18 protein-coding genes are annotated in these 18,573 nt (G+C 64.0%); 11 read left to right on the forward strand and 7 right to left on the reverse strand.

Annotated features, from left to right (window positions below):
• The first annotated feature begins 13 nt into the window (after positions 1-13).
• Positions 14-2,182 (forward strand): mechanosensitive ion channel family protein, encoded by a 2,169-nt coding sequence (locus JZZ72_RS08780; RefSeq protein ID WP_054914665.1) that lies wholly within the window; start codon positions 14-16, stop codon positions 2,180-2,182.
• On the opposite strand, the gene JZZ72_RS08785 is transcribed toward JZZ72_RS08780, so the two are convergent.
• Entirely contained in the window at positions 2,179-2,892 is a 714-nt protein-coding gene (locus tag JZZ72_RS08785; RefSeq protein ID WP_043859984.1) for a UTRA domain-containing protein, read from the reverse strand. The two genes, JZZ72_RS08780 and JZZ72_RS08785, sit on opposite strands and share 4 nt — an antisense overlap.
• 346 nt (positions 2,893-3,238) lie before the next feature.
• Here JZZ72_RS08785 and JZZ72_RS08790 point away from each other — a divergent pair, with 346 nt between their 5' ends.
• From JZZ72_RS08790 to JZZ72_RS08815, 6 genes are all read left to right on the forward strand, one after another.
• Positions 3,239-4,303, forward strand: coding sequence for an ABC transporter substrate-binding protein (locus JZZ72_RS08790; protein WP_043859983.1), 1,065 nt, complete (start codon positions 3,239-3,241; stop codon positions 4,301-4,303).
• Positions 4,304-4,382: 79 nt separating this feature from the next.
• A complete protein-coding gene (locus tag JZZ72_RS08795; protein WP_054914666.1) occupies positions 4,383-5,189 on the forward strand; it encodes an alkaline phosphatase family protein in 807 nt (268 codons plus the stop codon).
• Positions 5,168-6,028 (forward strand): ABC transporter permease, encoded by an 861-nt coding sequence (locus JZZ72_RS08800; protein ID WP_177332933.1) that lies wholly within the window; start codon positions 5,168-5,170, stop codon positions 6,026-6,028. Before JZZ72_RS08795 ends, JZZ72_RS08800 begins: the two co-directional genes overlap by 22 nt.
• Positions 6,015-6,812, forward strand: a complete 798-nt coding sequence (locus tag JZZ72_RS08805) for an ABC transporter permease (RefSeq protein WP_054914667.1) — start codon at positions 6,015-6,017, stop codon at positions 6,810-6,812. The genes JZZ72_RS08800 and JZZ72_RS08805 overlap by 14 nt, the downstream gene beginning before the upstream one ends.
• Before the next feature lies 1 nt (position 6,813).
• A complete protein-coding gene (locus JZZ72_RS08810) occupies positions 6,814-7,803 on the forward strand; it encodes an ABC transporter ATP-binding protein (RefSeq protein WP_210014298.1) in 990 nt (329 codons plus the stop codon).
• A gap of 24 nt (positions 7,804-7,827) precedes the next feature.
• A complete protein-coding gene (locus JZZ72_RS08815; RefSeq protein WP_078479783.1) occupies positions 7,828-8,481 on the forward strand; it encodes an HAD family hydrolase in 654 nt (217 codons plus the stop codon).
• Between the two features lie 59 nt (positions 8,482-8,540).
• Here the strand turns inward: JZZ72_RS08815 and JZZ72_RS08820 are convergent, their stop codons facing one another.
• Positions 8,541-9,503: an NAD(P)H-quinone oxidoreductase gene (locus tag JZZ72_RS08820; protein WP_043859978.1), complete on the reverse strand. Its 963-nt coding sequence runs from the start codon at positions 9,501-9,503 to the stop codon at positions 8,541-8,543.
• A gap of 139 nt (positions 9,504-9,642) precedes the next feature.
• Here JZZ72_RS08820 and JZZ72_RS08825 point away from each other — a divergent pair, with 139 nt between their 5' ends.
• Both JZZ72_RS08825 and JZZ72_RS08830 read left to right on the forward strand, forming a co-directional pair.
• On the forward strand, positions 9,643-11,724 hold the full coding sequence (locus tag JZZ72_RS08825; RefSeq protein ID WP_167400229.1) for a carboxy terminal-processing peptidase: 2,082 nt from the start codon (positions 9,643-9,645) through the stop codon (positions 11,722-11,724).
• A gap of 123 nt (positions 11,725-11,847) precedes the next feature.
• Complete coding sequence (locus JZZ72_RS08830; RefSeq protein WP_054914669.1) at positions 11,848-13,623, forward strand: GGDEF domain-containing protein; 1,776 nt, start codon at positions 11,848-11,850, stop codon at positions 13,621-13,623.
• Here JZZ72_RS08830 and JZZ72_RS08835 read toward each other — a convergent pair.
• The 5 genes from JZZ72_RS08835 to pcaQ all read right to left on the reverse strand — a co-directional run bounded on the left by JZZ72_RS08835 (position 13,605) and on the right by pcaQ (position 16,977).
• Positions 13,605-13,973: a hypothetical protein gene (locus tag JZZ72_RS08835; protein WP_043859975.1), complete on the reverse strand. Its 369-nt coding sequence runs from the start codon at positions 13,971-13,973 to the stop codon at positions 13,605-13,607. The two genes, JZZ72_RS08830 and JZZ72_RS08835, sit on opposite strands and share 19 nt — an antisense overlap.
• On the reverse strand, positions 13,970-14,317 hold the full coding sequence (locus JZZ72_RS08840) for a helix-turn-helix domain-containing protein (RefSeq protein WP_058541022.1): 348 nt from the start codon (positions 14,315-14,317) through the stop codon (positions 13,970-13,972). Before JZZ72_RS08840 ends, JZZ72_RS08835 begins: the two co-directional genes overlap by 4 nt.
• Positions 14,318-14,416: 99 nt before the next feature.
• Positions 14,417-14,857 (reverse strand): YkvA family protein, encoded by a 441-nt coding sequence (locus JZZ72_RS08845; RefSeq protein ID WP_043859973.1) that lies wholly within the window; start codon positions 14,855-14,857, stop codon positions 14,417-14,419.
• A gap of 276 nt (positions 14,858-15,133) precedes the next feature.
• On the reverse strand, positions 15,134-15,856 hold the full coding sequence (locus tag JZZ72_RS08850) for an FKBP-type peptidyl-prolyl cis-trans isomerase (RefSeq protein WP_054914671.1): 723 nt from the start codon (positions 15,854-15,856) through the stop codon (positions 15,134-15,136).
• A gap of 188 nt (positions 15,857-16,044) precedes the next feature.
• Positions 16,045-16,977, reverse strand: coding sequence for a pca operon transcription factor PcaQ (pcaQ, locus tag JZZ72_RS08855; RefSeq protein ID WP_043859971.1), 933 nt, complete (start codon positions 16,975-16,977; stop codon positions 16,045-16,047).
• A 102-nt stretch (positions 16,978-17,079) separates the two neighbouring features.
• On the opposite strand from pcaQ, the gene JZZ72_RS08860 reads away from it, so the two are divergent.
• Together JZZ72_RS08860 and map are read left to right on the forward strand one after the other, a co-directional pair.
• Positions 17,080-17,283: a ParD-like family protein gene (locus tag JZZ72_RS08860; protein ID WP_043859970.1), complete on the forward strand. Its 204-nt coding sequence runs from the start codon at positions 17,080-17,082 to the stop codon at positions 17,281-17,283.
• The gene (gene map, locus JZZ72_RS08865; protein ID WP_043859969.1) at positions 17,280-18,062 is read left to right on the forward strand and encodes a type I methionyl aminopeptidase; all 783 of its coding nucleotides are present in this window, start codon (positions 17,280-17,282) and stop codon (positions 18,060-18,062) included. The genes JZZ72_RS08860 and map overlap by 4 nt, the downstream gene beginning before the upstream one ends.
• Positions 18,063-18,573 lie beyond the last annotated feature (511 nt).

Raw genomic sequence — 18,573 nt, forward strand, 5'->3', positions numbered from 1 at the left:
GGTTGATCGTCCGGTGCCTGCCTTCCTGCGTTTCCTGTCCCTGCTGCTGATTCTGTTCCTGCCCCTGGGCCACGCACACGCGGCCGGCCTTCCGGGCCTGCTTGGCGGTTCGAGCAAACCCCAGCCCGAGGCGACTGAACCCCTCGCGCAATCGCTCGACGATGTCATCAAGAACCTCGAGAACGACCAGCAACGCAGCAAGCTGCTGGCCGACCTGAAGAAGCTGCGCGACGCCACCAGGCAAGCCCAGCCCAGTGCCGAGCAAGGTGTGCTGGGCCTGATCGGCACCACCTTCAACGAACTGGAAAAGCAGTTCAGCGGCGAGGCCAGCCCGTTCAACCGCTGGAGCCGCGAACTGGAACTGGCCCAGATCGAGCTCAGTGCGCGGGTGGTGCCGGTGCATGAATGGCCGACGATCCTGTTCGGTTTCGCCGCCATCATCGCGCTCTGGAGCCTGCTGGCCTACGCGCTGAACTGGGTCAGCCACCAGGTGCGCCTGCGCTTCGGCCTCACCGAAGAGCTGCCGCAACACCCGCGCACCTGGGACCTGGTGCGCTTCGCCCTGCGCAAGCTCGGGCCTTGGCTGGTGGCGCTGATCATCACCGTGTACCTGAGCTTTGCCCTGCCCTCGTCGCTGGGCAAGTCGATGGCCATGGTACTGGCCTACGCCCTGGTGGTCGGCACCTGCTTCTCGGCCATCTGCGTGATCGCCTTCTCGCTGCTCGATGGCCCGCACCGCCACCGCGCCCTGTACATCCTGCGCCACCGCGCGTTCCGTCCGCTGTGGCTGATCGGCAGCTTTGCCGCCTTCGGCGAGGCGATGAACGACCCACGCATGGCCGCCGCCCTGGGCGACCACCTGGCGCACACCCTGGCGACCCTGGCCAACATTCTGGCGGCGCTGTCCACCGGGCTGTTCATCCTGCGCTTTCGCCGCCCCATCGCGCACCTCATTCGCAACCAGCCGCTGTCTCGGCGCCTGACGCGCCGCGCCCTGAGCGACACCATCGAGATCCTCGGCACCTTCTGGTACCTGCCGGCCCTGGTGCTGGTGGGCATTTCGCTGTTCGCCACGTTCGTGTCCGCCGGCGACACCAGCACGGCCCTGCGCCAGTCGCTGATGTGCACGGTGCTGGTGGTGATGTGCATGGTGGTCAATGGCCTGGTGCGCCGCCATGCGCTCAAGCCGCAGCGGGCCAACCGGCGCCAGGCGGTCTACGCCGAACGCCTCAAGAGCTTTGGCTACACCCTGGTGCACCTGCTCATCTGGCTGGTGTTCATCGAGCTGGGCCTGCGGGTATGGGGCTTCTCGCTGATCGGTTTCACCGAGGGCGAAGGCCACGAGGTGGCGGTGCGCGTGTTCGGCCTGGCCGGTACGCTGATCGCCGCCTGGCTGGTGTGGATCCTCAGCGACACCGCCGTGCACCACGCACTGACCCGCTCGCGCAAGGGCCTGGCCAATGCCCGTGCGCAAACCATGATGCCGCTGATCCGCAACGTGCTGTTCGTGGCCATCTTCATCATCGCGGTGATCGTGGCCCTGGCCAACATGGGCATGAACGTCACGCCGCTGCTGGCCGGTGCCGGTGTGATCGGCCTGGCCATCGGCTTTGGTGCGCAATCGCTGGTGGCCGACCTGATCACCGGCCTGTTCATCATCATCGAGGACTCCCTGGCCATCGATGATTATGTGGATGTAGGCGGCCACCTGGGGACCGTCGAAGGCCTGACCATCCGTACCGTGCGCCTGCGCGACATCGACGGCATCGTGCACACCATCCCGTTCAGCGAGATCAAGAGCATCAAGAACTACTCGCGCGAATTCGGCTACGCGATCTTCCGCATCGCCATCCCCTACAACATGAGCATCGACAAGGCCATCGGCCTGGTTCGCGACGTGGGCCAGAAGATGCGCAGCGATCCGCTGCAACGGCGCAATATCTGGTCGCCGCTGGAGTTCCAGGGGGTAGAGAGCTTCGAGTCCGGCTCGGCGGTGCTGCGCGCGCGCTTCAAGACCGCGCCGATCAAGCAATGGGAGGTGTCGCGGGCATTCAACCTGGCGCTCAAGCGCCAGCTCGACGAAGCCGGGCTGGACCTGGCTACCCCGCGTCTTTCGGTGCAGGTGGTGACCGCCGGCGGTGGCCCCGCGCAGGACACCGCCCCCGCCGACAGCAACGCCTAGCCCGCCTCGGCCACGATGCGAATCGCATCGTGGCGCCAGTACTCCAGGTCGCAGTCGATCAGCCGCCCGTGCTGGTCGCTGTTGACCCGGGTGATATGCAGGCCGGCACTGCCGGCCGACACCTTCAGTGCCATCGCCGCCGCTACCGGCAACGCGGTGGGCAGCGTCTCGAAACGCACCCGGCCATAGGCGATGCCGTAGTGCAGCGCGTACAGCTCGGTCAGCGACTGGCTCAGGTCGAAATCCAGAATCCCGGCAAAGTACTCGGGGTTGAGGTAGTGCTCGGCATAGAGCACCGCGCGCCCATCGATACGCCGCAGGCGGCAGATCTGGATCACGCTGGACAGCGCCGGCAATTGCAGGCGCGCACAGATCGCCGCCGGCGCCGGCTGCAGCCGGGCCGACAACAGTTCGGTAGCCGGCTGTCGGCCCTGGTCGCGCACCATGGCATGGAAGTGGCTGCGCTCGATCAGGTCATAGCTCAGGCGCTGGGGCGCCACGAACCAGCCACGGCGTTCCTCGCGGTAGATCAGCCCGCAGGCCTCCAGTTGCACCAGCGCCTCGCGCAGGGTGATACGCGTGGTATCGAACACCTCGCTGAGCTTGCGTTCGGCCGGCAACTTGCAGCCGGGCGCCAGCAGGCCATGCTCGATCTGCTCTTGCAGGGCATTGCATATGGCTGTTACTGCACGCGTGGGCAGTCGATGCATCAAGGGTTACCTATCTGGACTAGTCCAGCCTGGTGCGTGTGCCAGAACGGCGCAGCAACGATGGCCGGGCGGAGTAACCAAAGCCTAGGCAATCCACATGAACGGCACATGACAGCGCGCCGGACGGTCACGCACAGGCCCGGTCGAGTGCGGTCAAGGCGTTGCGGATCAAGCACTTGAAACTGGTCTACGCTCTATTTTCAGGGCCGCTGCACACACCTGGCGCGGCGCCTTCGACATCAAACTGTCATGCAACCGGCCTACCTTGGCTCGGGTATTGCTGACCTAGACCAACCGAATCGAAACCCTCTCAGCGTTTTGCACGGCACCCATCAAGGAGCTTCGGATGAAACAGCTTTTTCTGGCCTCACTGTTAGGCACCAGTATTGCCCTGTGCACCTCGGCCATGGCCGCGGACACCGACCTCAAGGCCCTCGAGGACGCCGCCCGCAAGGAAGGCGTCGTCAACAGCGTCGGCATGCCCGATGCCTGGGCCAACTGGAAGGGCACCTGGGCGGACCTGGCGAGCAAGTACGGCCTCAAGCACATGGACACCGACATGAGCTCGGCCCAGGAAGTGGCCAAGTTCGATGCCGAGAAAGACAACGCCAGCGCCGATATCGGCGACGTCGGCGCCGCCTTCGGCCCCATTGCGCTGGCCAAGGGCGTGACCCAGCCGTACAAGCCCAGCACCTGGGAGCAGATACCGACCTGGGCCAAGGACCAGGACGGACACTGGGCACTGGCCTATACCGGCACCATCGCCTTCATCATCAACAAGCAGCTGGTCAAGGAAGAAGACATTCCCAAGACCTGGCACGACCTGGAAAAGGGCAAGTACAAGGTCGCCATCGGTGACGTCGGCACCGCTGCCCAGGCGGCCAACGGCGTACTGGCTGCAGCCATTGCCTACAAGGGCGACGAGTCCAACATCGAGCCGGGCCTGCAACTGTTCACCAAGCTGGCCCAGCAGAAGCGCCTGTCGCTGGCCAACCCGACCATCCAGACCCTTGAGAAGGGCGAGATCGAGGTCGGCGTGGTGTGGGACTTCAACGGCCTGAGCTACCGCGAGCAGATCGACCCGAAACGCTTCGAGGTGCTGATCCCGTCCGACGGCTCGGTGATGTCCGGCTACACCACCATCATCAACAAGTACGCCAAGCATCCGAACGCCGCCAAGCTGACCCGTGAATACATCTTCAGCGATGCCGGGCAGACCAACCTGGCCATCGGCCATGCGCGGCCGATTCGTGCCGAGCACCTGAAGCTGCCGGCGGACGTGCAGGCCAAGCTGCTGCCCAACGAGCAGTACGCGCCGGCGCAGCCGATCAAGGATGCAGCGGCATGGGAAGCCACCTCCAAGGCCCTGCCGCAGAAGTGGCAGGAGCAGGTCATCATCGAGATGGAGTGAAACCATCGCGGGTCAGGCCCGCTCCCACAAGGAGCGGGCTTGACCCGCGATGTGGTCATCGCTGTCACCGGAGCCACCCATGAACCACAACGTCATCCTCGTCATCCTCGACGGCCTCAACCACCAGGTGGCCCACCACGCCATGGGCCACCTGCATGCCTATGTAGAAGCAGACCGCGCTGCCCTGTACCGCCTGGAATGCGAGCTGCCGGCACTGTCGCGACCACTCTACGAATGCATCCTCACCGGTGTGCCGCCGATCGACAGCGGCATCGTGCACAACAACGTCACGCGCCTGTCCACCCAACGCAGCATTTTCCACTACGCCCGCGACGCCGGGCTGAGCACCGCCGCCGCGGCCTACCACTGGGTCAGCGAGCTGTACAACCGCTCCCCTTTCGAACCGCTGCGTGACCGCCACACCCATGCGCCGAAACTGCCGATCCAGCATGGCCTGTTCTACTACGCCGACCACTACCCCGACTCGCACCTGTTCGCCGACGCCGAGTACCTGCGGCGCAAGCACGCACCGAACTTCCTGCTGGTGCATCCGATGAACATCGACGATGCCGGGCACAAGCATGGCCTGGACAGCAGCCAGTACCGCAACAGCGCACGCAGCGCCGATATCCTGCTGGCCGACTACCTCAGCACCTGGCTGCAGGACGGCTACCAGGTGCTGATCACCGCCGACCACGGCATGAACAACGACCGCTCGCACAACGGCGTGTTGCCCGAGGAGCGCGAAGTGCCGCTGTTCGTGTTCGGCGACCGGTTCAGCCTCGACCCGGCCGCCAAGCCCCTGCAGACCGAACTGTGCGGCACCGTATGCGAACTGCTCGGCATCCCCCACGACAAGCCGGTATGCCGGGAGCTGCTCTCGTGAACTCGATCACCCGTGGCAAATGGCTGGCGCTGTTGTGCCTGCTGCCCTTCGCGGTATTTTTCATCATCTTCCAGATCGCCCCGCTGACCTGGGTGGCCGTGCACAGCCTGCAGGCCGAAAGTGGTTGGGGCCTGGACAATTTCAGCAAGGTGCTGGGCTCGAAGTTCTACCGCCAGGCCATCCAGCACAGCCTGGAGATCAGCTTCTGGTCGAGTCTGTTCGGCATCCTGATCGCCATCCTGGGCAGCTATTCGCTGCGCAAGGTGGACTCGCGCCTGCGCGACTTCGTCAACGCCTTCGCCAACATGACCAGCAACTTCTCCGGCGTGCCGCTGGCCTTCGCCTTCATCATCCTGCTTGGCTTCAACGGCGCGCTGACCCTGCTGCTCAAGCAGGCCGGGATCATCGAGGACTTCAACCTCTACTCCAAGACCGGGCTGATCATCCTCTACACCTACTTCCAGATCCCGCTGGGCGTACTGCTGCTGTACCCGGCGTTCGACGCCCTGCGCGAAGACTGGCGCGAATCGGCCGCCCTGCTGGGCGCCAGCGCCTGGGACTACTGGCGCCTGATCGGCCTGCCGGTGCTGACCCCGGCGCTGCTGGGCACCTTCGTGATCCTGCTGGCCAACGCACTGGGCGCCTACGCCACGGTGTACGCACTGACCACCGGCAACTTCAACGTGCTGCCGATCCGCATCGCCGCGCTGGTGTCCGGCGACATCTCGTTGGACCCGAACCTGGCCAGCGCGCTGGCGATGATCCTGGTGGGGCTGATGACCCTGGTCACGCTGGTGCACCAGTGGCTGTTGAAGAGGAGCTACCATGTCTCGCGCTGAATCGGGCCCGGCCGGGCTCTACCACCGCGTGGTGGTGTACGTACTGTTCGTGATCCTGCTGCTGCCGCTGGCCGGCACCCTGCTCTATTCGTTGTCCACCAGCTGGTCGGCCAGCCTGCTGCCCAGCGGGCTGACCTTCAAGTGGTACCTTGCGCTGTGGAGCGAGCCGCGTTTTCTGGCCGCCTTCGGCCAGTCGCTGCTGGTGTGCGTGGGCGCGCTGGTACTGTCGGTGCTGCTGATCCTGCCGCTGCTGTTCGTGGTGCACTACCACTTCCCCAGGCTCGACGCACTGATGAACATCCTCATCCTGCTGCCCTTCGCGGTGCCGCCGGTAGTGTCGTCGGTGGGGCTGCTGCAGCTGTATGGCTCGGGGCCGATGGCGATGGTCGGCACGCCGTGGATTTTGATCGGCTGCTATTTCACCGTGGCCCTGCCCTTCATGTACCGCGCCATCACCAACAACCTGCAGGCGATCAACCTGCGCGACCTGATGGATGCCGCCCAGTTGCTGGGGGCCAACACCTGGCAGGCCGCGTTTCTGGTGGTGCTGCCCAACCTGCGCAAGGGCCTGATGGTGGCGCTGCTGCTGTCGTTCTCGTTCCTGTTCGGCGAGTTCGTGTTTGCCAACCTGCTGGTGGGCACCCGCTACGAGACGCTGCAGGTGTACCTGAACAACATGCGCAACAGCAGCGGGCACTTCAACAGCGCGCTGGTGATTTCCTACTTCCTCTTCGTGCTGGTGCTGACCTGGGCAGCCAACCGCCTGAACAAGGACAAGACCTGAAATGAGCTTCGTCAGCATCCAGAACCTGCAAAAAAGCTACGGCGCCAGCGCGGTGTTCAACGACATCAACTGCGAGATCGGCCGCGGTGAGTTCGTCACCCTGCTCGGCCCCTCCGGCTGCGGCAAGTCCACCCTGCTGCGCTGCATCGCCGGCCTGACCGCTGTAGACAGCGGCAGGATCCTGCTCGACGGGCAGGACCTGGTACCGCAGAGCCCGCAAAAGCGCGGCATCGGCATGGTGTTCCAGAGCTACGCGCTGTTCCCCAACATGAGCGTGGAACAGAACGTCGCCTTCGGCCTGCGCATGCAGAAGATCAAGGGCCAAGACAGCCGCCCACGGGTACTCGAGGCGCTGCGCATGGTCGAGTTGCAGGACTTTGCCAGCCGCTACCCGCACCAGCTCTCCGGCGGCCAGTGCCAGCGCGTGGCCCTGGCCCGCTCGCTGGTGACCCGCCCGCGCGTGTTGCTGCTGGACGAGCCGCTGTCGGCGCTGGATGCACGCATCCGCAAGCACCTGCGCGAACAGATCCGCCAGATCCAGCGCGAGCTGGGCCTGACCACCATCTTCGTCACCCATGACCAGGAAGAGGCGCTGACCATGTCCGACCGCATCTTCCTGATGAACCAGGGCCGCATCGTGCAGAGCGGCGATGCCGAATCGCTGTACACCGCGCCCGTGGATGCCTTCGCGGCCGGCTTCATCGGCAACTACAACCTGCTCGATGCCCAGAGTGCCAGCCGCCTGCTGCAACGTACGGTGAACAGCCGCCTGGCAATCCGCCCCGAAGCCATCGCGCTGAGCCTGGAAGGCGAACGCGAAGGCCTGGTGCGCAGTCACAGCCTGCTGGGCAACGTGATCCGCTACCGCATCGAAGCGCGTGGTGTGGAACTGGTGGTGGATGTGCTCAATCGTTCAGCCGCCGATCTGCATGCGGACGGCGAGCGGGTATCCTTGTCCATCGATCCCACCGCCCTCTGCGAAGTTGCCTGAGGGCCGAACAGGAGTTTTGTTGTTATGGCTTTAGCGATTTTCGATCTGGATGAAACCCTGATCCACGGCGACTGCGCCTCGCTGTGGAGCGAGCAGATGGTGCGCCTGGGCTGGGTGGACGGTGAGTCGTTCCTGCGCAGGGACCGTGAGCTGATGGAGGCCTACGGCAAGGGGCACCTGGCGATGGAAGACTACATGGCGTTCAGCCTGGAGCCGCTGATCGGGCGCACACCAGAGGAAGTCGATCATCTGGTCGAGCCGTGGGTGGAAGACTTCATCGAGCCGATCATCTTCAGTGAGGCCACCCGCACCATTGCCGAGCACCGCAAGGCGGGGGATCGAATTCTGGTGATCTCGGCCTCGGGTGTGCATCTGGTGGGACCGATTGCCTCGCGCCTGGGGATCGACGAGTACCTGGGCATCGAGCTGGAAGTGGAAAAAGGGTTCTACACCGGCAAGACCGTGGGCACCCTGACCTACCGCGAAGGCAAGATCACCCGCTTGCTGGAGTGGCTGGACCAGCAGGAAGAGAACCTGGAAGGCGCAAGCTTCTATTCCGATTCGCGCAATGACCTGCCGTTGCTGCTGAAGGTTGACCACCCGTATGTGGTCAACCCGGACCCGGTGCTGCGCGAGCATGCCGAGAAGAATGGCTGGCCGATTCTGGCCTGGGCCTGAAAAAAGTTCGCCGGCAAGGTCGGCTCCTGCAGGAGTCGGCCTTGCCGGCGAACAGGGCCCTATACCAGGCTGTCGTCGATCACCAGCACCAACTTGCCCGATACCTGGTTGCCCGCCAGTTCGGCATACGCCGCCTCGGCATCCTTCACCGCATAGCTGCCTACCAGTTGCGGCTTCAAGCGCCCTTCGGCGAACAGCGGCCACACCTGTTGGCCCAGGTCACTGAGCAGGTCGGCCTTGAACTGGTCATCGCGATTGCGCAGGGTCGAGCCGGTCACCTGCACCCGCTTGGCCAGTACCTGGGCCAGGTCCAGCTCGGCCTTGCGCCCACCCATCAGGCCGATGATCACCCAGCGCCCGTCACGGGCCAGCAGCTTGAGGTTGAGCGCCGCATAGTTGGCCCCCACCGGGTCCAGGATCACATCGAACGGGGCGAAGTCGTTCAGCGCCTCTATATCGTCACCGCGCACCACGCCACCGCTGGCGCCCAGCGCCTGACAATAGGCCAGCCGCTCGGCCGAGCCCACGCTGACCCAGCTGGGGCTGCCGAACGCCTTGCACAGCTGGATGGCCGCCGACCCCACGCCGCTGGCGCCGGCATGCAACAACACCTTCTCGCCCGGCTTGAGGCCGCCCAGCTGGAACAGGTTGAGCCAGGCCGTGGCGTATACCTCCGGGATCGCAGCCGCCTGCTGCAGGCTCAGGCCCTCGGGCACCGGCAGCACGTGGCGCGCGTCGACCACCACCTCTTCGGCCATGCCGCCACCGGCCAGCAGTGCGCATACCCGGTCGCCCACCTGCCAGGACACCCCGGCTCCCACTTCGCTGATCACCCCGGCACATTCCAGGCCCAGGAACTCACTGGCGCCCGGTGGCGGCGGGTACAATCCGGCACGCTGCAACAGGTCGGCGCGATTGAGCCCGGCCGCTGCCACGCGGATGCGTACTTGACCTACATCGCAAGTTGGACTTGTCGTCTCAACCCACTCCACATGTCCGTCAACGCCTTGCAATGCCTTCACAGTGCCTCCATAGTTGAGTCATGACTGAGCCTGGCTGCCTTGGCACCAGGCTTTTTGCATTATGCGTCCGGCTCCATGGAACCGGCGAATTCAAAGACGGCCTAATATGCGTGATCAATTGCCCCTACGTCGAATCAGCATGAAGCATCTCCTGCCCAGCACTGCCCTCGCCCTGATGATCGGCCTTGGCAGCTTGCCGCTGGCCGGCGCCGCTTCGGCCGCCAACAGTTGGGACAAGTTGCAACCAGACCGCGATGAAGTGGTCGCCAGCCTGAACGTGGTCGAGTTGCTCAAGCGCCACCACTACAGCAAGCCGCCACTCAATGATGCGCGCTCGGTCATCATCTACGACAGTTACATCAAACTGCTCGATCCCTCGCGCAGTTACTTCATGGCCAGCGATATTGCCGAGTTCGACAAGTGGAAGACGCAGTTCGACGACTTCCTCAAGAGCGGCAACCTGGACCCGGGCTTCACCATCTACAAACGTTATCTGGATCGCGTGAAATCGCGCCTGGACTTCGCCCTGGCCGAGCTGAACAAGGGCGTCGACAAGATCGACTTCACCACCCAGGAAACCCTGCTGGTCGACCGCAAGGACGCTCCGTGGCTGCAGAACCAGGCCGAGCTCGACGACCTGTGGCGCAAACGCGTCAAGGACGAGGTGCTGCGCCTGAAGATCGCCGGCAAGGAACCCAAGGCCATCCAGGAACTGCTGACCAAGCGCTACAAGAACCAGCTAGCGCGCCTGGACCAGACCCGCGCCGAAGATATCTTCCAGGCCTACATCAACACCTTCGCCCAGTCGTACGACCCGCACACCAACTACCTGTCGCCCGACAACGCCGAGAACTTCGACATCAACATGAGCCTGTCGCTCGAAGGTATCGGCGCGGTGCTGCAAAGCGACAACGACCAGGTCAAGATCGTGCGCCTGGTGCCGGCTGGCCCTGCCGCCAAGACCAAGCAGGTGGCCCCGGCCGACAAGATCATCGGCGTTGCCCAGGGCGACAAGGAAATGGTCGACGTGATCGGCTGGCGCCTGGACGAAGTGGTCAAGCTGATCCGCGGCCCGAAGGGCTCCGTGGTGCGCCTGGAGGTCATCCCGGCCAGCAACGCGCCTAACGACCAGACCAGCAAGATCGTCTCGATCACCCGCGAAGCGGTCAAGCTCGAAGAACAGGCAGCCAAGAAGTCGGTGCTCAAGCTCAAGCAGGACGGACGCGACTACAAGCTGGGCATCATCGAGATCCCGGCCTTCTACCTCGACTTCAAGGCGTTCCGCGCCGGGGATCCGGAGTACAAGTCCACCACCCGTGACGTGAAGAAACTGCTCACCGAACTGCAGAAGGAAAAGGTCGACGGCGTGGTCATCGACCTGCGCAACAACGGCGGCGGCTCCCTGCAGGAAGCCACCGAGCTGACCAGCCTGTTCATCGACAAGGGCCCCACCGTGCTGGTACGCAACGCCGACGGCCGTGTCGACGTGCTCGAAGACGAAAACACCGGCGCCTTCTACAAGGGCCCGCTGGCGCTGCTGGTCAATCGCCTGTCGGCCTCGGCCTCGGAGATTTTCGCCGGCGCCATGCAGGACTACCACCGTGCCCTGATCATCGGTGGCCAGACCTTCGGCAAAGGCACCGTGCAGACCATCCAGCCGCTCAACCACGGCGAGCTCAAGCTGACCCTGGCCAAGTTCTACCGGGTTTCCGGGCAGAGCACCCAGCACCAGGGCGTGTTGCCGGACATCGACTACCCGTCGATCATCGACACCAAGGAGATCGGCGAGAGCGCCCTGCCCGAAGCCATGCCGTGGGACACCATCCGCCCGGCCATCAAGCCGGCCGTCGACCCGTTCAAGCCGTTCCTTGCGCAACTCAAGGCACGCCACGAAAACCGCAGCGCCAAGGACCCGGAGTTCGTCTACATTCGCGATCGCCTGGCCCTGACCCAGCAGTTGATGAACGAGAAGACCGTCAGCCTCAACGAGGTGGAACGCCGCGCTCGCCATGCCGACATCGAAGGCAAGCAGCTGGCGCTGGAAAACATCCGGCGCAAGGCCAAGGGCGAAGAGCCGCTCAAGGAACTGAAGAAGGAAGACGAAGACGCCCTGCCGGTCGAGCCGGATGACACCAAGCCGGAAGATGACGCGTACCTCGCCGAAACCGGGCGCATCCTGCTGGACTACCTGGGGCTGAATTCCTCGGTGGCCAAGCACTGAAACGATAATGGCAAAATAATGTGACGGTGCCCTTTTCGGGTCATCAAACAGTCATCATTCTGTCGTGAAATAAGGGACTGGGCGCCGATGGCCCCAGTCCCTTTTTTTCAAGGTAGCCCTGCCATGACCGTGACCGAACAGCTCAGCGCGTTGAGCTCCATCCTGGCTCAAAGCGGCTTGCACAGCCTGTTCCAACCCATCGTCTGCCTGTCCGAGCGACGCATCCTCGGTTATGAAGCCCTCAGCCGCGGCCCGTCCAACAGCCCGCTGCACTCCCCCATCAACCTGTTCGCCGTGGCCCGCCATGCCGGCCGCCTGACCGAACTGGAGGTGGCCTGCCGCGAAAGCGCGTGCCGGCGTTTCAGCCAGCAGCAACTGGAAGGCAAGCTGTTCCTCAACGTGTCGCCCGAGTCGTTGCTCGAGCCGCAATACCAGTCCGGGCGCACGCTCAAGCTGCTGCAGAGCCTGGGCATCCCACCCAGCCGGGTGGTCATCGAGTTGACCGAACAAACCCCCACCGACGACTTCCAGCTGCTGTTCAACGCCCTGCACCACTACCGCGACATGGGCTTTTCGATTGCCCTGGACGACCTGGGCGCCGGCTATTCCAGCCTGCGCCTGTGGTCGGAACTGCGCCCGGACTACGTCAAGATCGACCGGCATTTCATCGACGGCATTCACCAGGATGCGGTCAAGCGCGAGTTCGTCGGCTCGATCCTGCAGATCGCCAAGGCGTCGCGGGCCAAGGTGATTGCCGAGGGCATCGAGCTGGCCGAGGAGCTGGCGGTGCTCACCGAGATGGGGGTCGACCTGGTACAGGGCTACCTGCTGTGCCGGCCGCAGGAGCAACCGCCCCGCGACGCTACCGCCATGCTGCCGTCAGCGACGCACAGTGGCGCGGTGGTGCTGGGTGAGGACGGCCGCGATCTGAGTGCGCTGCTCAACGAGCAACCGGCCGTGAGCGGTGATACGGCGACCCTGGAGGTACTGGCGCTGTTTCGCCGCCAGGCCAACCTCAACTCGCTGGCTGTGCTCGACCATGCCCAGCGCCCCTGCGGCATCGTGCACCGCCATTCGCTGTCCGACGCGCTGCTCAAGCCGTTCGCCACCGACCTGTATGCGCGCAAGCCGATCAGCCGGCTGATGAACGAGGACTTTCTGGCGGTGGAGCTCAACCAGTCGCTGCAGAAGGTCAGCCGCCTGCTGACCAGCCGCGCGCGCCAGCGCATCGAGGAAGACTTCATCATTACCCAGAACGGTCGCTACCTGGGCCTGGGGCGGGTGATCGACGTGCTCAAGCTGATCACCGAACAGAAGCTGCAGCAGGCCCGCTATGCCAACCCGCTGACTCTGTTGCCGGGCAACGTGCCGATCCAGCAATGCCTGACCCGCTTGCTGCAGCAACAGCGCGAGGCGGCGATCTGTTATGTGGACATCGACAGCTTCAAGCCCTTCAACGACATCTATGGCTATGCCAAGGGCGACGAAGTGCTGTTGAGCCTGGCCCAGTGCCTGAGCGAACGGGTCGACCCCAGCCGGGACTTCGTCGGCCATATCGGTGGCGACGACTTCATGCTGGTACTGGGTTCGAAGGATTGGGAGCAGCGCCTGAACGTGCTGCTGGACGACTTTCAGAATGCCTGTCGGCGCTTCTACCGCACCGAGCACCTGGAGGCCGGGTGCTTCATCGCGCACAACCGCCTGGGCCAGCGCCAGGAATTCCCGTTGCTGTCACTCTCGATCGGTGTGGTGCAACTGCATGCGCATACCTGCGCGCAACTGGATGCCGGCCAACTGGCCGACCTCGCCTCCCAGGCCAAGCACCATGCCAAGGATGTGCCCGGGCACAGCCTGTACCTGATCGATACGGCGCTGGCGCCTCAGGCCTGTTCGGGATAGCTGTACTCGAACACCCGTACCACTTCCGAGGCATGCCAGGATGCTGCGGCCATGCCGTCCGATGGCCCGGAAAACCGCCCCAGGCGCTCGACGCATTCGAAAAAGCCGGTACGTGGCAATCGGCTGGCCCCCTGGCTGATCACCAGCGAGCTGCGCAGTGGCTGCTCGGCGCGTGCATCGATCACCGCCAGGTACTCAAGCGCGGCGGTCAGGGTCTGCATCGCCGGGCTTGGCAGCTCCAGGCGTTCGAGCAAGGCGCGGTAGGTCAGCAGGTGGCGTTGCCGGCGTGCCACGTCCAGCTCGCCCAGCAGCCCCTCCCATTGCTGACGGCTGATCCGCACGCCGCTCACGACGGCTCGCTCCAGCCTGCCACGCCCAGCTCCCAGGCCAGGCTGCGGCGGATCGCGGCATCCGGCTCGCGCTCACCGCTTTCAATCAGCGCCAGGTACACCGGACTGATGCCCACCTTGCGCGCCAGCTGCTCGGCAGCCAGGCCCTTGGCCTCACGCAACGCGGCCAGCTCGCCCAACGCGGGCAGGCTGGCCGGCGTGGGTGCAGCGGCGCTGGCGTTGACGCCTGCCGGCTGCGCCGTGGCGGCCGGTTGACCTGCCGCCTTCAACAACGCTTGATAGTGCTCCCAGGGCACGACCGCGTACTCGGGTTGACCGTCTCGGCTGATAACCTGAATACCCATTACAACCCCCTTGTAAGAACCTGCGCATGTAATCGCTCGGTATAGCGCTTATGCCAAATATAGTACCAGCCGGCGCAGTATTGCAGGGTGTAACCGGATTTAGCGCTTTCCCTGCTCCAGCCGCAACGCTTCGGGGGTGTCGGGGAGGCGCTCGACCACGCGCAGTTTCTCGGGAGACTGACGATTGCGCCAGGCGCGAAAAGCCGCCAGCTCGCTGTCAAACGTCTTCAGCACCCAGGCCAGTACGGCGAGATCGTCGAGCAGGCCGATGCCGGGCAGCCAGTCCGGGATCGCGTCCAGCGGGCTGACAAAGTACAGCAGGCCGGCGACGATGGTCAGTAGCGCCCTTGAGCTGATGGCACGATACTCGCCACGCCACCACGCCACGCACAGCGCCTGCAGCAGGCGTACGTCATCCTTGAGCTTGCCCAGGCTCGGGCCCTTGCGCGCCACGGCGAAGATCAGCGCTGGCAGGCGCCCCCGGCTCAACAGGCGCTCGGCCAGCGGCAGAAAACGGGCAAAATTCCAGGGTGCTTTCATACCACCTCCAACGGCAGGGCCGGGAAGGTTATCCACAGTATTTGTGGATAACCTTGTGAACAGAGGCCATTTTCAGGCTCGACGTGCCCGTCAGGCAAGGGCCTGGGTCAAATCGGGCGTTTTTTACACACCTGTTTCATTACGCGGTCACTTTGCGAAAGCCGTCACAGTTGCGCACGCCACCAAGGTGTGACGTCAGATCGCTCCCACGGTTCAGCCCGATCCATAAACGACAACGCCCCGTCGAGACGGGGCGTTGTGCACACAGCGGGACGCTTACTTCTCAGCAGCGTCTTCTGCTGCCTTGGCCGGGTCCTTGATGGCGATCAGTTCCAGATCGAACACCAGTACCGAGTTGGCCGGGATCATCGGGCTAGGGCTCTGTGCGCCATAGGCAAGGTCAGCCGGAATGAACAGCTTGACCTTCTCGCCCACGTGCATCAGTTGCAGGCCTTCGACCCAACCCGGAATCACGCCGCTGACCGGCAGGTCGATCGGGCTGCCGCGCTCGACGGAGCTGTCGAACACCTTGCCGTCGATCAGCTTGCCTTCGTAGTGAACAGTGACCACGTCGGTAGGCTTGGGCTGGGCGCCTTCGGCCTTCTTCACGATCTGGTACTGCAGGCCCGACGCGGTGGTGACCACGCCGTCCTTCTTGCCGTTTTCTTCAAGGAACTTCTTGCCGGCGGCGGCCGACTCTTCGCTCATCTTGACCAGGCGTTCTTCAGCACGCTTCTGCAGCGCGGCGAAGGCTTCGACCAGGTCTTCGTCCTTGATCTTCTGTTCCTTCTTGCCGACAGCGTCCTCGATGCCCTGGGCCACGGCCTTGGAGTCGAGATCGTCCATGCCTTCCTGTGCCAGGCTCTTGCCCATGTTCAGGCCGATACCGTAGGAAGCTTTCTGTGCCGGGGTCTTCAGCTCGACGCTGGTCTGCGAATCGCAACCCGCCAGTACCAGGCTAACCAGGGCAACCGCAGCCGCCAACCGATGCTGTTTCATGCTATTTCCTTGTTCATGCGCCAAAAGGGCAATCGAGTAAAGCCGCGAGCTTATCAGGCGGCCACGACCAATGGCTACCGGCATGAGAGCGACAAAAGGTCGAGAAGTTCAGCCAGGTGAAGGCTTCTTCATGCAGCCGATAAGCCAGTGGCCAGTATTGCAGCCAACGCCCCGGATCTGGATGAAATCTACGGGTAGTGTCCTTCGCGGTACTGCCCCGCCACTTCGCGCAGCACCTGGCACAACCACTGGGCCGGCAGGGCCTGTGGCAGCGCGGCATTGCTGCAGATACCCACCGAGCCACCGGGTTCGCGCACGCCCAGGTCGAGCTCGCACAGCTCGCCCCGCTGCAGGTCGACCCGCACCGCATCACGCGGGGCCACCCACACCGCATCGCTGCCCAGCACATAGCGCCGGCTCAGTGCCGGGGAAAGCGTTTCCAGACGTTGCTGCGGTTGTTCGATGGCGCATTGCACGAACAGGCTGTCGGCATGCTTGCGAATGGTGGTGCCGGCCAGGGGCAGTACCAGCGGGTACTGGCCCACCTGGTTGCGCTCGATCGGGCTGCGTGCCAGCAGCGGGTGGCCGGGGCGCACCACCAGCGACATCGACTCGCTGTACAGATGCTCGAACAGCAGGCCCTGGATCTGCGGGCTGTCGGTCATGCGCCCGATCACCAGGTCCAGCTCCCCCACGTGCAACTGCGCCAGCAGGTGCGCACTGGGGCCGGTGGCAACGCTGACCACCAGGGCCGGGTGGCGCTGGTGCAGGCGGCAGATCACTTCGGGGATGAGCAGGCTTTCGACGGTCGAGAGCACGCCGATCTTCACCTGCGGCGGCGCGTGTTCCTCGCCGCGCAGGGTACTCACCCCTTCGCGCAGGGCCTGTACGCACGGGCCGGCGTAGCGCATGAAGCGCACCCCGGCCGCAGTCAGCTCGACACCCTGCTTGCCGCGCTCGAACAATCGCGTCTGCAGCAGTTCTTCGAGCTCCTTGAGGGTCTTGGAAATCGCCGGCTGGCTGATGGCCACGGCGTCGGCGGCCTTGGCGAAACTGCCTTGACGGGCGATTTCGAGAAAGCACAGCAGGTGGCGGAACTTGATGCGGGTATCGAGGTTCATGGCCGGAGTTTATCGCAACCGCAGCCCCTTTGCGGCGCCGGCCTCGAACAACACACCGGCTATATGCTATATATACGTTTCGTATACAGAGTGAGTATTAAAATGGGTATCGTCAAGATCGATGACGCGCTGCATGAAGACCTGCGCATTGCCAGCGGCGCGGTGTCGCGCTCGATCAACGCGCAGGCCGAGTACTGGATTCGCATCGGCATGCTGGCCGAGCTCAACCCGCACATGACCTACCAGGAACTGTTGCGCCAGTTGCTGCGCCAGGAGCAGGCCAGCCTCAGGGAGCTGATCGCATGAGCGAGGTGATCCTGAAGAACCCGCAGCAGCTGGCCTTGATGCGTACCGCCGGGCAATTGCTGACGCGGGTGTTCGAGCACCTGGACGGCTTTGTCGCGCCAGGGGTCAGCACCTTGCAGATCAACGACCGTGCCGAGGCGTACATCGTCGATGTGCTCAAGGCGCGTCCGGCCAGCAAGGGGCAGTACGGGTTCAAGTATTCGCTCAACACCTCCGTCGACCATGTGGTGTGCCACGGCGTGCCAAGTGCCGACGAGGTGCTGAAGGCGGGGTCGATCATCAATGTGGACATCACCCTGGAACAGGGTGGTTACATTGCCGACTCGTCGAAGATGTATGCGGTGGGCGCCATTGCCGACGAGGCGCGGCAATTGGTCGATACCACCTATGCCGCATTGTGGGCGGGCATTCGCCAGGTGCGGCCCGGGGCCACGCTGGGTGATGTGGGGCATGCGATACAGCGGCTTGCCGAGGGCGCGGGTTACAACGTGGTGCGTGAGTACTGCGGGCACGGCATCGGCAGGCAGATGCACGAGGCGCCGCAGGTGCTGCACTACGGACACCGCAACAGCGGGCTGGTGCTCAAGCCGGGCATGGTGTTCACCATCGAGCCGATGATCAACCAAGGTGGGCGTGGGGTGCGTACGCTCAAGGACGGGTGGACGGTGATCACCCGGGACCGCAGCCTGTCGGCACAGTGGGAGCATACGGTGGCAGTGACGGCGCAGGGGGTCGAGGTGTTGACCTTGCGTGAGGAAGAGCGGGGCATGGTCGGGTGACTGGCTCACCATCGCACTGCTGATCGTGCTTTTGATGTTCCGGTTCTTCAGGGGGGCTTGTGGGGCGCTTGGATCACCGCCCGTGCCGGATAATCTCTCGGCCCCCTTCCCGGGGAGCGACGGTTGTAAGGTTAGCGAGCTTATCCAGCATGGACAGAGACGCCGAAGGCCCCTTCCGCTCTTACAGCGGCTTACTTTTTTCTTGGAAAAAGTAAGCAAAACCGCTCCGTCCAGCATCCGGCCCTACGCTTCGCTACGGGTCCCCTCATTCCACCCACGCTCCGTGGGGCCGCACCGTACGGGCATCCCTGCCCGTCGGCACTTTCCGGGCCATCCATGGCCCTACACCCCACTACACGCAGGCTCCATTCGGCCTCCTGAAGGACGGAAAGATCAAAAGCAAAGCAACAGCAACCGCAAGAGCAAGAGCAAGAGCAAGAAAACCAGCACCGGTAGACACCACTGCCGAAAAAATCTGGATCCAATTGCCCCACCCGCCCCGCCTCTCTAC

The organism is Pseudomonas palmensis (assembly GCF_017848315.1).
In the GTDB taxonomy this organism is placed as follows: domain Bacteria; phylum Pseudomonadota; class Gammaproteobacteria; order Pseudomonadales; family Pseudomonadaceae; genus Aquipseudomonas; species Aquipseudomonas palmensis.